The following is a 15,359-nucleotide window of genomic DNA, read 5'->3' on the forward strand; positions in this document are numbered from 1 at the left end:
TATGCTAAATTCGTTCATGTTTTGTACATCATTAACTGACGTCCAGATGTTGGCGTTGTCGAATCCTAACCACGAGTTGTCATACCAAAATATGTATGCCTGGTCGTTACCATACTGTGCGGGGTTATTGGTTGCGGTGCCCCACGCAGGCTCGAAGCCGGAAGGCCAAGACCAACTATCATCACACGTAATGGTTAAATTATCATAGTTATCAACTCCAAAGGTGCCGTGGGCTGTCTCATTGTATACATTAAGGGCATTTGCCACATCCGTCATAGTTTGACCAGTTGGTAATGGATATTGAGAGTCATAAACAAATGTATGGCTAACAGTCACAGGCATCACAATATCCTGTGCTATAGACTGCTCAATTGTCCTTTCAACCGTATTATCAGCCCCATGAGCAACCACTTGAACCATATATCTACCAGACTCAAATCCCGGAAGCGTTGTCAAATCTAAAATCATACCAGGGTTTGTTTGATCTAAACTAGAGTATACTCCCTCAAAAGTACCTGGCTTAGTAAGATATATATCATAGTATAGTGTTTCGCCAGCTCCATCTACAATTTCAGCATTCCATGCTGCGATTAGTCTAGTTCCTTCTACTTCAAATACTGGTGCATTAGTCCATTGTACTGCTTTTACCCCAGTAACCGCTGAATTTGTATAGGTAACTGCATCAGAAATCGCTGTCGATGCTTCCTGACCATCATGCGCAGTTACTTGAACATCATAGCTACTACCTAGCTGCAGACTATCTTGATCTAAAATTCCTGTAGTAAACTTAGCTCCAATAAACGCTCTATTTGGCATCGGCGAATAATCCTGATACACAACAACGTCATAACTACTCACCGGATCTCCTGCATCATTAGCAGCAGCCCATTCGCATGTAACTGATTTTGATTGTGCACTACATGCTGGAGCTGTAGTCCACACAATAGCTGCTTGTGACCACATCGGCAACAACAAGCCCACAAAACCCATACCTGACAATACTTTACTTCTTAACTTCACTTTCATACTCCCTTTTTTTTAAATTATTAAAGATTAATTATAGATTATAGTAATGTAAATTACAAATTTGCAAATAATAATTATTGATAGACTTTTAAAAATCCATAAGTCTAACTAACACTCCATATTGTAAAGACTTTTATACAGACCAATAGAAACAAACAATGCTAAATTTCCATCTAAAAATCCAGACTTTATGAGTAACATTCAAGTAAGTAACTAAAGCTAATTAGACACTGGATTAGAGAGAGTTTAAAGTAAACTTATCTAGGATAGCCCTTTTTTGAATTTCAATTTTCATATTTGAAAACATCACTAAACATCACTACCAATAATATAACCATCTATAATTAACGGTATTTCATCGCCACAATCTTCATAAGGTTTGATTTCTCCGTTAGCAAATTTTGATTGAAGCTCTTCGATATCCATATACTCAGTATCAAAATCAACATACACAGAACCAAGTAGATGATTGAACTCATGTTGAAATATTACCGCAGCTATAGAGTCTAACTTACCTGTGATTTTCTTACCATGTTGGTTATATGCTTCATACTCAATCTCTTTATATGTCGCAAGCTTACCTCTTTTTCCCCCTAAAGCACTTAGACAACCATGCCAAAAACCAACTCGTTTCTCAGATGCTTTTGTAATTTTAGGATTTATAAAAACTTGAAAAGGAACACTATCAAAATTTAATGGATATCTTGCATTAGAACTATCAAACTCTATCATAAATATTTGATGAGGATAGCCAATTTGATTAGCTGCAAGCCCTATACCATTACCTTGCATTTTTTCACGCATTTCAGCGATGATATTTTGTATTTCAGAGCTTTGAATATCTGTTACAGGTTTACATTTTTGGTATAGAACTTGATTATTTATGTCATTGTATTGTATAAATTGTGATTTCATAAAAACTATATTTCCTAGCCTTATTTAACTACAGATGCTAAAGGGTTGCCATACTTTTTAAGATACTCTTTGGCTATCTCTTGAGACCCAAGATAGTTTAGGTGATGGTTATCTGCATATATAGGTATACCATTTAGAGAGGTCTTACAGTAGTGATTATTACATAAGACTTTTTTAGGATCTATTAAAACTAATTCTGGATATTTAGTTTTAAGTTTATGCATTAAGTTAACAAACTCTTCTTGCTGCTTTTGCACATATTCCAAAGGAAGCTCACAATGATGAGGATCAAATAATAGAATAAACTTAACAGTTGAAACAATACAGTAATTATTAAATCCTTTTGGTAACTCTGGGGTATCTAATACTACTATTGGAACAGCATTATTTTGGATTATTAACTTTATTGATTCTTCGATACCTGAGATATAAGGCTCATTATTTTTCTCAGACCAATCACCTCCCAAAACAACATATTTAAAAGATTGTTTTTTTATCAAGTCTTTCAATGCATTGTTTCTATCAACCATTGATACTCCTAACTCTGTATTAGGAAGATTTTCTATAAAAGGAGTACTTCTTTGAGATACTAAGTAAGCACTTTTATGAATGTTTGATAACCACACACCTAACATTGGAAACTCTGCACGAGCATGAGAATCACCAATAAACAATATATTTGTATCTTTATCTTGTGAAGCATCACCTATTAAACATTTACTCTCAGGAGGTAACATCTTTGATGTGAATTCTGGTATCGAGTTTTGTATAAAGCATTTATTCTCATCAACATTTTCAAAACCATAGACTCCATTTAATTTACGAAGATCTACAATTGGTGGTGGAATATTAACAGCAAAGTTTTTGATATATTTAGTACATAAGGCAAATGAACATGCCAATAATATTGGGATTATCCATAATACAATCAATGTTTTAGAAAATGACATCTTAAACTTATATCTAAAAGGTTTCTCTACTAAGAAATAAGTCAGTGTAGCCAAGCCAAAACTAGCGATAAGAATAATAGCCTTGATAAAGTAAGTACTATCAATACTCAGGTAATTGACATAAGCAATTATCGGCCAATGCCATAAATATAGTGAGTATGATATTAAACCAATAGCAACCAATGGTTTAAGTGAGAAAACTCTGTGTATGAAAGAGACATTATTATTTAAACCTACATATATAAATAAAGTTGCACCAAGACAAGCCTCTATCATACCCAAACCTGGATAAAATACTTTTACAAAAAATATAGGTACTAGCATCAATACAACAGATATTAATCCCAAGATATTTGCAGTCAACTTACTTAGAGTAATTTCTTTGTTAACTGAATATATCGCCAAAAAACAGCCAAACAATAACTCAAATGCTCTTGTAACTGGAAAGTAGTAATACTCTGAGCCATTTAAAAATATCAAAGAAACCAATGACAAAATGGTCAAAATTATACAACCATACAATAGTTTATGATGTATAGACATCTCAACTCGGTTTTTTAGCTTAACAGGAATACTAAAAGCGGCTATTAAAAATAATGGCCAAAAAATATAAAACTGCTCTTCAATCCCTAGAGACCAAGTATGCAATAGAGGTATCAATTCAGAGTCGGTACTAAAGTAGCCAAAACTTAATGAATGAAAGAAATATAAGTTTGAAAATGATCCTAAAGCACTAACAAACGACTTAGAATAATCTCTTAAATCTTGAGGTAATAAAATTAACCACGCAAAAACTGTTGAAAATATAAGCACCACAATTAATGCAGGTAAAATACGCCTAATTCTTCTTAGATAAAAGTTCTTGATAGAAAAAGTTCTATTTTCTAGATCACGAATAATAATACTAGTTATTAGAAATCCTGAAATAACAAAAAATATATCAACCCCAAGAAAGCCTGATTTAACCCCGCTAATATCTAAATGGAATAACACTACAGCTAACACTGCTAGTGCTCTAAGACCATCTATATGCTTATAATACTTCATTATAAAAATCTACTTTTAATCTTGCTAATAAGTATAGTACAAAAATCTAATCAAAGTAATAATAGTTTGAACCAATCAATTTGAAGAAAATTTTGCATTTTAGGGCAAATTTACAATAGTCTATAAGACTATATTATAACGGTAGGTAGCACCTAATGATCTTAACAGCCTTATGAATTTTTATTCAAGAAAATAAGAAAAATCTCACTTTCCTGATAAAAAACATTTCAATGGAGATGTTTTTAAATTATCATATTTAAATAATTATTCAAAATAATGAAATATGAAGCAGTTTATAGGTATATTTTTGATTATTGGTTCAACTATAGGCGGTGGTATCATAGGCTTACCTATAGCTGCTGTTAACTTAGGATTTGTGGGAAGCTTATTGGCAATATGTTTAGTATGGCTAATAATGACATTTACAGGATTATGTATATTAAAAATATCTTATAACCTCCCAGTTAAGCACAATACATATTTCTCACTATCTACCAAATTCTTAAACTTTAAAGGAGCAAAGGTTACTGTTTTTGGAGGTTATCTATTAATACTATATTTAACACTGACCACTTACATATCTGGCATCAGTTCATCCGTAAGCTTATACTTTGCACAAAACAGTAATTTAAGTTACTTATTATCTGGTGTAATTCTAGTATTTATACTAGGTGGAATTACAACTTATAACTCTAGAGTTATAATTAAGAGTAATGTTGTATTTGTCGTAGCTAAACTCTCTCTTATTATTGTAGCTATATTTCTAATTTTTTATTCTACAAGCAAAATTACTCTTAGCATTGATAACTATCCTATTCAATCAATAGGAGCATTTTCATTCTTATTTGTATTATTTAATGCTTTTGGTTATCACTTTATTATCCCAAGTTTAGTAAAGTTTTATGATAATCGTATTTCTTTTAAATCTTTTGTTTTCTTGCTTATCTTTAGTACGACAGTCATAGCGCTGATTTATATAGCATGGATTTTGGCAATATTCTTTACAATACCAGCAGAAGGTAGTCACGGAATGATGAGTATTTATAATAGTAAAAATCAGCTTATAGCTTTTAATAATAGTATTAGCTTTTTTACTCAGTCATACACTATTAGCAATATGTTAAGCGCTTTTCAATTAATATCTATGATAGGCTCTTTCTGTTGTATCTCAATAGGAGTAATCGATGCGCTAAAAGATGCTTTTGGACAAAATGCTTACATTAAGGTCTTAATATGCACTTATTTGCCACCACTGGTTTTAATGAGTCTTTCTCAAAATATGTTTTTAATTGCAATGTCATTAGCTGGAATATTAACTTTCTATATTGAGGTATTTGTACCAATTTTAGGAGTTAGAAATTATTATAAAACTTCTAGTAAGGTAAAAGACAAATCTTTATTTAGTCATCAATATTCAAAGTTTTTAGTTAGGTCTTAAAGCAAGTTTAGAATAAAAGAATAGCATCTATTTATCACTTTGCTTATCAATAAAGCTTGGATATTGCATGTGCTTTTTATATTCCATATTTTCAATACTCCACCTATCGATAGGAGAGAGTTTCCAAGATTACCCCACCCAATCCACTACGACTTTCCAGCCTAATAGTTGATACTGTTTATTTATCAAATTAACAAACTTATTTTTTGCATCTTCAATATGCTCTTGTGATGAAGCTTCATTATCTGTAAGTTTTTGAACTTCTTTATATGCTATATTTGCCAGATGATTATCAGGATCAGTATTTATAACACCTAATCTAGGCAATACCTTAAATGTATATGCTTGCCTACTTAATTGCTTAGTTTTATCAAAATCTATTGTAACGGATGTTACTTTGGGTGGTTTAACTCTTAGTGTTATAGTTTTATCTTTAGCATCAATTTTGATATCAGATTCATCAATATTCGTCGATAAAGCAGCAGATGCTTTATAGCTATATTTAGCAGTATTTTCTACTACTGTACCATTATCAGAGACATATAAAGAATTACCACTGACTGTGACTTTTAATGTAGATAATTCACCGATTTTTTGAACGCTAACAACTGTTGGAACTATCTCAGTATCTTTCTTACTTGTAATAAGTGACACTGTAATTATCAGTATTGCAATAATGAGGATATACTTTAAAAATTTAGACATCTATCCACTCCTCTACAAAAAAAGTAGAGCTAGAATAATCAATATTATCAATATCACTACATATCGCATTTTTTGTTACCTCTGTAATTTTTTATATTATTTGCCCAAGTTTTAAGCGCCCATGTAGCGTTCCATTACATTTACTCGCTAGAATATACACAAATGCCATTTCTAAACCTTTCTTTGGATTCTACGATCAAGTCGTAGAATGACAACTTTTTTACTAAGTCCTAATATATATCCACTAGTCGTCATACTACGGCTCCGACCGTAGTATCCAAAAACCAAAATGTGAAATTAAATCCACTATGCTAAAATACTAGCATACAAATCTAACCACCTAGGATTAAACTTATTTATTAAGTCTAGTTTCCATTTTCTTTGCCAAGTTTTTAATCTTTTCTCACGATAAATAGCGTCTGTTATATTGTTAAACTGCTCATAATATACTAGCTTTTTGACATCATATTTTTTCGTGAAACCATCAGAATAACCCTGCTTATGCTCGTAAACTCTTTTGATTAAATTTGATGTTACACCTATATAAAGTGTTCCATTACATTTACTCGCTAGAATATACACAAATGCCATTATCAAGCTCTTCTTTAGATTCTATGGTCAGGCCATAGAATGACTTTTATGTTTTAAACCCCACCCAAACTAACAGTAGTACCCTCCGCTATTAACCTACTAATATCATTAACAAACTCATACACCGAGAAGGGCTTTCGAAAATATTCAAACTTAGCATCAACATCATCTAGAGATACTTTTATTTCTAAGACATTTTCTCTTTGAATATCAGTAGTAGCTATATTTTTCTTGAGGTTATCTAATACTTTTTTTAGGTTTGTAGGGTTTACATTTTGACTTCTAAGATTCAGCTCAACTTTACTAAAATTCTCATTAATATACTGTGATATCGGTTGTACCTTATCAACACTTAGTTTATTGCACTCTCGTTGTTTATCATAGCTAACTTTACCCTCTACTACAACCACATCATCAACTTGGATATTATCCTTAACTGCAGCAAACACATCTTCACCAACTAGACAATCTGCTCTATCAAATTCATCATCAATATTAATAATATACAGAACTCTACCAGTCTTAGTTTTTCGTCTAGCTGGAGGTGTTATCATACTTGCGATTATTCTGACTGAATTACCATCCATATTTGGTTTTTGGATTTTCTCAAGATCACTAAAGCTAACATGATTACGCCAATGACTTTCACCATCAATAATATGCCCTGAGAAATACATTCCTAATGCTTTTTTCTCATTAATCAAAAGCTCTCTAAGATTCCACTCCTCTACAATACATTCTCTTTCAAGCTCTGTATCAGTATCACTCTCTTGTTCTGTGAAACCAAATAAATCATTTTGCCCAGCAGCAGCCATTTCATTCACATAACCAGCGTTTTTGATAGCTTTTTCGATAGAGTTAAAAGCTGTTGCTCTATTTTTAGATATATCTTTAATAGCTCCTGCAAAACATAAGGCTTCTAGTGCTTTTTTATTAACCTTACGCAAGTCCACTCTGCGAGTTAAGTCAAAAATAGAACTAAACTCGCCACCTACCTCACGCTCATTAAGTATACTTTTGATCGCTTCACTACCAAGACCTTTGATAGCACCTAGACCCAATAAAATCGTTCCTTTTGAAGCTGCAATACAGTCATAGACACTCTTATTTACATTTGGGGCTAAAACTGTGATACCCATATTCTTAGCATCTAAAATAAATTTAACCAACTGATCTGTATTACCCATATCCCCTGACATCAGAGCAGCCATATATTCATCAGGATAATGAGCTTTTAACCAAGCAGTTTGATAAGCAATCAACGCGTAAGCTGCAGCATGAGATTTGTTGAAACCATAGCCAGCAAAAGCTTCCATTTGGTCAAATATCTCATCAGCAAGTCCAGCTTCGATATTATGATATTTAGCAGCACCCTCTTTGAAAATTTTACGCTGTTGCTCCATCTCTTCTGGCTTTTTCTTACCCATCGCACGACGCAACAAATCTGCTCCACCAAGAGTATAACCAGCTAGCTTCTGCGCCATTTGCATTACCTGCTCTTGATAAACTGGTATACCATAAGTCTCTCTAAGCACTTCTTCTAGTAATGGATGTAAATAGATAGTTTGCTTTCTGCCATGTTTGCGATCTACGAATGTTGGGATATTCTCCATTGGACCAGGACGATATAGTGCTACTAAAGCGATAATCTCCTCAAAATTTGATGTGCCAAGATCTTTGACAATCTGTTGCATACCTTGTGACTCTAGCTGAAATATACCGATAGTTTTACCAGCTTGAAGCAGTTTAAATGTTTTCTCATCATCAAGAGGAATATCAGAAATATCTAGAGGCACTTCATTAGCTGATCTCTTAGCATTGATGCTTGCAATAGCATTTTTGATGATTGTTAAGTTCTTTAGCCCCAAGAAGTCAAACTTAACAAGACCAACATCTTCAACATCGCCCTTATCAAATTGGGTAACTATATCTCCACCTTTATCTTCACAATATACAGGAGCAAAATCTGATATCACCGTTGGCGATATCACAATACCTGCGGCATGTTTGCCCAGGCTTCGTGGTAGACCTTCTAATTTTTGGGCTTTTTCAACAATCTCAGCAACTTCTTCATCTGCCTGCATTTCATCGTATAGAGGCTCACCTTCATGGAGAATCTTCTTAAATGTTGTCCCTGGCGTTTCTGGTATTAGCTTAGCAATCCTATCTCCAAAACCAAAACTCTGTCCCATTACACGCACTACATCTCGCACTACACCTTTAGCAGCCATAGTACCGTAGGTGATAATTTGCCCAACACTTTGCTTACCATATTTTTGCTCTACATATTTGATAACTCTATCTCTACCTTGGATACAGAAATCAATATCAAAATCAGGCATCGACACCCTTTCAGGATTTAGAAATCTCTCAAAAAGTAACCCATACGGTAAAGGATCAATATCGGTAATAAGCAATGAATAAGCTACTAATGAGCCAGCACCAGAACCACGCCCTGGACCTACTGGGATATCATTCTCTTTTGACCATCTAATGAAATCTTCAACTATCAAGAAATAACCAGGAAAGCCCATATCGCAGATAATATCGATCTCTCGTTGCAGCCTATCTTTGTAAACTTTTATAATATGCTCATGTTTATCAACTGGTCTGTTTTCTAGAATTTTTGCTAAACGTTTATCTAAACCTTGATAGCATAGCTTTGAAAAGTACTCTCTTTCTGTTAAACCATCTGGAATATCAACCGTTGGCAAACATGGTTTACCTAAATCAAATGTTACATTACAGCGTTTTGCTATTACTAAAGTATTCTCTAACAATACTGGTAACTCTGAGAAAGTTTGATACATTTCATCAGCTGATTTTAGATATTGCTCTCTTGTAAATTTAGATTTGCGCGACTCATCAAGGATTGTCGTTTTTTCATTGATACAAGCTCTGATTTCATGGATATCATAATCATCTGACTCCATAAACACTGTCAAATTTGTCGCTACTGCTATGAGATTATGCTTACTCGCAAATTCAAGTGCTTTCTCGTTATATAAGCCCTCATTTTCATACTCAAGTTTATGAATTTCGATAATATAATTATCTCTACCAAAAATTGCGATATTTTCACTAATAATTTCTTCAACCCTGATATCGTCCTTAGCTAAAATAGCTTTGCCAAGCTCTCCATTCTGACCACCATTTAGACAGATGACATTTGCCAAATTTATATCTTTTAGCCAGTCTTTGGGGATTAATGGTATTGAACCAAACCTATCAGCCTCTTGATATGCTTTTGAAACCAAATTGACAATATTTTGATAGCCTTGATTATTTTCTGCTAATAGTACTAAGTCACATACACCAAATTCTGTATCAATCTTTAGCTCTACGCCAAAGATAGGTTTAACTCCATTTGATAAAGCTTGCTTATAAAATTTAACCGCAGCGAATAAATTACATACGTCCGTTAATGCTACTGCAACAATATTTTTGTCTTTTGCTCGAGCAAAAAGATCACCCAATCGAACTGTACTATCAACAACAGAATATCCTGTATGGATACGAAGATGAGAAAACATTTTAGTCACTTAATATTTATAAACTTAGCTACAAATATTACTATAAATAATATTTAAAATCATACCTCTTTGCCATAATGGCTTAGTTAATACGCATACTTTATAGCAATTGCTAAGTCTAAAAATGAATTGCATAGCTTTTTTCATTAATCTAAAATCACTTAGTTACCTATCTTATTAAGATTATAAAATATGAATAAAAAAAAGAATCTATCTAAAGTCCTACTATTTTTAAAAATAGTTTTTCTCATCTTGTTTATATTATCCGCATATGCATATATTAAACCAATGACTAATGCTACATATTTATCAGAAACACAATATAAAGTACTAGAAGATGGTTCATTCGGATTTTTAAGTAAGAGTGAAATGGATAAATTCAACGATAGAACACCTCAAAATTTATTTACCAATTTTACATACAAAGCTTTGAGCCTATGGATGGGATATCATAACTATTATTATGATGTGATAAATACTATCTCTTCTGAACCTATTAAAGTCAATGATTATACTAGCAGTGAAAAAGATATAGATATTGATACCATGTTGGTAGCCATACTAAAAACCGATTTTAGAATTAGTGATATACCAAATGATACAACAGGAGATAGATTAGATCTAACTCTAGGTAAAGGTAACGACAAACAAACATTTTATTTAGCAAAAAATAGTGATGGAAACTGGTATTTTACAAAAGAAAATTTCACAGATACTAATACACTTAAAAAATTTGCTGACTTCAAAAAAGAAAAGAGCCTAGGTGAAGATAATATAAGAAATATATCAATGCCAGTATTATCATACATGCAGTTCATATTTGGAGCTAATGACGCATATAAGTTCAAAATGGCAGATGCTTTAGACATAATGGACACTAGCTGGATTAGTGAGAATATTAGAAAAAATTTTGCTTCATTTATAGCTTTCAGTATGGATAGAGTCTTTAAAACTGCTAAAATCACTATACGAAATATACCTGGAGAAGTTCTTCCTGGTAGTAATTTGGTAATGGTCTACACTTCTCCTACTTCAGGTAAAAGTATATATTTAGAAAATATTACCAATAAAGATACTAACACTAAAAACTGGATCTTCCCTAAGAATGCCCAGTTAGATGGAGTAAGTATATTTTTGGATGAGCTAAATAATAATGTAAGAGCACCTTTTGGCTCTAATCTACGTAATTCTATTTGGGAAAATATTCCTAGCCTTCTAAAAGAGTATGGACCAAATTTGTATATTAGCATTATATCAATAATCTCAATAATGCTATTTTATGTGATATATAAAGTGTTGTTTGTAGTTTTAACACCAATATTCAGAGTTATAGGTAGTCTTTTTGAAAATAAAGACTATAAAACAATGAAGAAATTAAGCATTGCGACATCATTAATAACATCAATGTATGCTGCATATTTTTTCTTTTTTAACTCATTAATCATATTCACAAATGCTTCCAACTATTTCGATATAATTTTTAAAATTGTATATGGAATTGTAGTAATGTTCTTATGTACAGAGATTATGAATGTACTGTGCTCATTTATAATCTCTTCTTACAAAAAAGTTAAGGACCAAAATAGATCTGCAAGATTTGCGTTTGCTATAATAATAGCTAATAAAGTAATTAACCTTATTATTATATTAATAATCGCAGGAATCATAATCCAAGAGCTTGGCATTGACATGATTCATTTCTTAGCAGCTCTTGGCATAGGTGGTCTTGCTATAGCTCTTGCTGGTAAAGATACAATCGAAAACTTATTTGGATCGATAATCCTAGCTGTAGAAAGACCAATAAAAATTGGTGATTGGGTAATTATAAAAGACAAAGAAGGAATAGTTGAAAAAATAGGACTAAGAAGTACAACAATTAGAACATTTGAAGATTCAGCACTTATAATACCTAACTACGCTTTTGTAACTTCACAAATCAATAATATGGGTGAAAGAATATATAGAAGATATATGACTACTCTTGAAATTGACGAATCAACGACTACCGCTAAACTCAGATCCTATGTTGACGCTATCAATGAACTAGTATTAAACACCCCTCACATGAGAAAAGAAGGCTATTACATACGCGTAAATGATCTAAAACCCGCATCTATCAAAATATTAGTTTATGTTTTCTTTATCTCTGCTGATTGGGGAGAAGAACTAAAGCAAAGAGAGCAGTTTATAATGAGTATACTAGACTTAGCTGAAGAGATCGGTATCAAGTTAGCACCATCACAAAAAATTCAATTTGATGCCAACTACTCAGACTAAACAAACCACCAAAGATTTAATTTATGAATATAAAAATAAAAAATCTTTTTTTTAGCATAGTTGCTTGTTTTACAATCAATCAAGCATTTGCAACAACTGAACTTGATAAAGATATTCATATAGATTCAAAAAAACTCGAAAAAGATACAGAAAATCTTTATCAATTACCTCCAAACTACTATAACATTAATGATCTTGACGATGTAACTAAGAAGACTTTTAAACCGACAGTATATATTGCTATCAATGGTGGTTGGGGACAACAAACCGATATGTCAAAAGGTGGTGGAACTGTGGTTGCCAACCTAGGATATAGATTTAGTGAATCTTATGCTGTAGAGTTTGTATACCAAAACTTTCTTGTTAGCCAATATAATACTACTCAGGTTAACAATTATTTTGCTGGAGCTGCAAAATACTATTATAAAATAAATAATTATATAACTGCATACGCTGCTGCTGGACTTGGAATAGGACATACTAATATTAACAGTATAGCCAACCAACGTAATGCTCCGAGCAGTTATTTAGATACAAATAATACATGGGGAGGATTTGCAGTCTTCCCTGTTGGAGTTATGTTTCCAATCAAGTACGTCGATAATCTTAGTCTAAAAGTATCTTATACCTATACAATATCATTTACAGGTGAATCACAAAACTTTGTAACATCTGGCTTACAATATTCTTTCTAAAAAGCAGTCTAAAGCATATTGTCCCTACTTATAATAAATTGATAATTAAGTTTTATTACTTTAAAATCAACAAATATATTTCCTAAAACTTTTAGTATGAATACAAAAAAAAAGTACTTAACTATTCCGAGACTATTTAAAACAATATTTTTAATTCTTGGTATAATATCTTTATTTTTTTATATTAAGCCTTATTTATCTGCAAAATATCTGCCTAGCGACGATTTTAAATCAGTAGAGTATCAATCCATAGGTCTATTAGGTAAAGAGCAACTTGGAGAGTTCGATAGTAAAACCCCTAATGACTTATTTATAAACTATTATTACAAATCACTAGCCCTGTGGTTAGGATTTCATAATTACTATTTTGACTTACTCAATAGCATCTCGCCTGAAATCATAAATAATAACGATTATTATGAAAATACGCGAAATATAAAAATTGATGAGATGTTAGTTGCTCTTATACAAACTGACTTCACATGGGGCGATCTTCCGACAAACATAGATTCTGACGACATTAGTATAACTTTAGGAAAAGATAACAAACAAACATTTTATTTAGCAAAAAAATCTAATGGAAACTGGTACTTTACCGAGCAAAACTTTCAAAACCCTGAGACCCATGAAAAGTTCGAGCAATTTATGAAAGAAAAAAAGATATCTATAGATAATATTCATAGTACATCTATACCTGTTCTTTCATATCTAAATTTTATACTTGGAGCTAACCATGCCTATGGCTTCACAACTCAAGATGCTTTAAGCGCAATGCAAACAGCATGGATTCCTAAAGAGATCCAAGAGCACTATGGTGAATTTAATATTTTTGTGATAAACAAAGTACTACAATATGCAAAATCAACTATACGCTCAGTCCCTGGTGGTGTTCCTCCTGGTACCGACTATGTGATGATCTATATGGATCCCAAATCCACTCGGAGTATATATCTGCAATACCAGAAAAATCCTCAAGATGACTCTTATAGTTGGGTATTTCCTAAACAAGTACAATTAAATGCAATTAATATGTTCTTGAATGATCTACCTCTAGATACTCCTAGAGACCCCTTCAGCTATAATATTAAATATACTATTTGGGAAAATATACCTTCTTTAATAAGCAAGTATGGTTCAAATGCCTATATTATCATGATGGCAATTATATGCTTGACTCTCTTATACATCATTTACAAATCAATAAAACTAATATCTAGCAAATTTTTTATAAAGTTAGGAAAAATATACCAAAACAAAGATTTTAATAGTTCTAGAAAATTAAGCACAGCGATGTCTCTAGCTATATCAGTATACCTATCATCAGCATTATTCTTTAACTCAACTATAATTTTTATGGAGCTTAGCTTCTACTTTGATTTTATATACCGAGTTGGCTATGGAATTATTATCATGTTTTTACTCGCTGAGATAACAAATGTAATCTGCTCATTTGCAATAGCACTATATGCTAAATCAAGAAATGCTGTTAAGTCTGCAAGATTTTCTTTTGCTATTACTATAACTAACAAACTTATTAATCTTGTAATAATATTAGTAGTTGCTGGCTATATAGTTCAAGAATTAGGTATTGATATGATACATTTCTTAACAGCCCTTGGCTTAGGTGGTCTAGCTATTGCATTAGCAGGTAAAGATACAATAGAAAATCTCTTTGGTTCAATAATTTTAGCCGTAGAAAGACCTATTAAAATCGGAGATTGGGTCGTTATTGAAAATAAAGAGGGTAATGTTGAAAAAATTGGCCTAAGAAGTACAACGATTAGAACTTTTGAAGACTCTGCTCTTATCATACCTAACTATGCTTTTATTACTTCTAAAATAAATAATATGGGAGAAAGAACATATAGACGGTATAAAACTATGCTAGAAATAGATGAATCAACTCCTATCGAAAAACTGCATAAGTATGTTGAAAAGTTAAATGAGCTTGTACAAAATACTCCTCATATGAAAAAAGATGGTTATTACATTAGGATAAATGAAGTCGCCACTGACTCTATAAATGTATTAATTTATGTATTTTTTGTGTCTAATGACTGGGGTGAAGAGTTAAAACAGCGTGAACTATTTATATCAGAAGTTTTAAATATCGCCAAAAATATGGATATCAAGTTTGCACCTACTCAAAAAATTCAATTCGAGTCAACACATAATTAAGATT

10 protein-coding genes are annotated in these 15,359 nt (G+C 32.1%); 4 read left to right on the top strand and 6 right to left on the bottom strand.

The features are described from left to right. The 3 genes from FTPG_RS00015 to FTPG_RS00025 form a co-directional block, all read right to left on the bottom strand. On the bottom strand, positions 1–1,026 hold a 1,026-nt coding region (locus FTPG_RS00015), incomplete at its 3' end, for a DUF3281 family protein (RefSeq protein ID WP_035722013.1). Between the two features lie 309 nt (positions 1,027–1,335). After that, positions 1,336–1,941 carry a peptide deformylase gene (locus tag FTPG_RS00020; protein WP_004286351.1) on the bottom strand — a complete coding sequence of 202 codons (606 nt, stop codon included), beginning with the start codon at positions 1,939–1,941 and terminating at the stop codon, positions 1,336–1,338. Between the two features lie 20 nt (positions 1,942–1,961). After that, positions 1,962–3,938: an acyltransferase family protein gene (locus FTPG_RS00025; RefSeq protein WP_004286352.1), complete on the bottom strand. Its 1,977-nt coding sequence runs from the start codon at positions 3,936–3,938 to the stop codon at positions 1,962–1,964. Positions 3,939–4,221: 283 nt separating this feature from the next. On the opposite strand from FTPG_RS00025, the gene FTPG_RS00030 reads away from it, so the two are divergent. Continuing rightward, positions 4,222–5,376: an aromatic amino acid transport family protein gene (locus tag FTPG_RS00030; RefSeq protein WP_004286353.1), complete on the top strand. Its 1,155-nt coding sequence runs from the start codon at positions 4,222–4,224 to the stop codon at positions 5,374–5,376. 129 nt (positions 5,377–5,505) lie between these two features. On the opposite strand, the gene FTPG_RS00035 is transcribed toward FTPG_RS00030, so the two are convergent. From FTPG_RS00035 to dnaE, 3 genes are all read right to left on the bottom strand, one after another. Next, complete coding sequence (locus FTPG_RS00035; RefSeq protein ID WP_004286354.1) at positions 5,506–6,081, bottom strand: DUF4230 domain-containing protein; 576 nt, start codon at positions 6,079–6,081, stop codon at positions 5,506–5,508. Positions 6,082–6,387: 306 nt separating this feature from the next. Continuing rightward, positions 6,388–6,672 (bottom strand): GIY-YIG nuclease family protein, encoded by a 285-nt coding sequence (locus FTPG_RS00040; protein WP_004286355.1) that lies wholly within the window; start codon positions 6,670–6,672, stop codon positions 6,388–6,390. A 53-nt stretch (positions 6,673–6,725) separates the two neighbouring features. Continuing rightward, positions 6,726–10,205, bottom strand: coding sequence for a DNA polymerase III subunit alpha (gene dnaE, locus FTPG_RS00045; RefSeq protein ID WP_004286356.1), 3,480 nt, complete (start codon positions 10,203–10,205; stop codon positions 6,726–6,728). A gap of 192 nt (positions 10,206–10,397) precedes the next feature. Here dnaE and FTPG_RS00050 point away from each other — a divergent pair, with 192 nt between their 5' ends. From FTPG_RS00050 to FTPG_RS00060, 3 genes are all read left to right on the top strand, one after another. Beyond that, a complete protein-coding gene (locus FTPG_RS00050) occupies positions 10,398–12,482 on the top strand; it encodes a mechanosensitive ion channel family protein (RefSeq protein WP_004286357.1) in 2,085 nt (694 codons plus the stop codon). A gap of 23 nt (positions 12,483–12,505) precedes the next feature. Next, on the top strand, positions 12,506–13,177 hold the full coding sequence (locus tag FTPG_RS09825) for an outer membrane protein (RefSeq protein WP_234367168.1): 672 nt from the start codon (positions 12,506–12,508) through the stop codon (positions 13,175–13,177). 96 nt (positions 13,178–13,273) lie between these two features. Beyond that, complete coding sequence (locus FTPG_RS00060; protein WP_004286359.1) at positions 13,274–15,355, top strand: mechanosensitive ion channel family protein; 2,082 nt, start codon at positions 13,274–13,276, stop codon at positions 15,353–15,355. The last annotated feature ends 4 nt before the right edge of the window (positions 15,356–15,359 follow it).

Source organism: Francisella philomiragia subsp. philomiragia ATCC 25015 (genome assembly GCF_000156715.1).
Taxonomy (GTDB): domain Bacteria; phylum Pseudomonadota; class Gammaproteobacteria; order Francisellales; family Francisellaceae; genus Francisella; species Francisella philomiragia.

Coding starts and splice junctions, on each gene's coding strand:
- FTPG_RS00020 (WP_004286351.1), bottom strand. CDS start 1,941: ATGAAATCACAATTTATACAATACAATGACATAAATAATCAAGTTCTA.
- FTPG_RS00025 (WP_004286352.1), bottom strand. CDS start 3,938: ATGAAGTATTATAAGCATATAGATGGTCTTAGAGCACTAGCAGTGTTA.
- FTPG_RS00030 (WP_004286353.1), top strand. CDS start 4,222: ATGAAGCAGTTTATAGGTATATTTTTGATTATTGGTTCAACTATAGGC.
- FTPG_RS00035 (WP_004286354.1), bottom strand. CDS start 6,081: ATGTCTAAATTTTTAAAGTATATCCTCATTATTGCAATACTGATAATT.
- FTPG_RS00040 (WP_004286355.1), bottom strand. CDS start 6,672: ATGGCATTTGTGTATATTCTAGCGAGTAAATGTAATGGAACACTTTAT.
- dnaE (WP_004286356.1), bottom strand. CDS start 10,205: ATGTTTTCTCATCTTCGTATCCATACAGGATATTCTGTTGTTGATAGT.
- FTPG_RS00050 (WP_004286357.1), top strand. CDS start 10,398: ATGAATAAAAAAAAGAATCTATCTAAAGTCCTACTATTTTTAAAAATA.
- FTPG_RS09825 (WP_234367168.1), top strand. CDS start 12,506: ATGAATATAAAAATAAAAAATCTTTTTTTTAGCATAGTTGCTTGTTTT.
- FTPG_RS00060 (WP_004286359.1), top strand. CDS start 13,274: ATGAATACAAAAAAAAAGTACTTAACTATTCCGAGACTATTTAAAACA.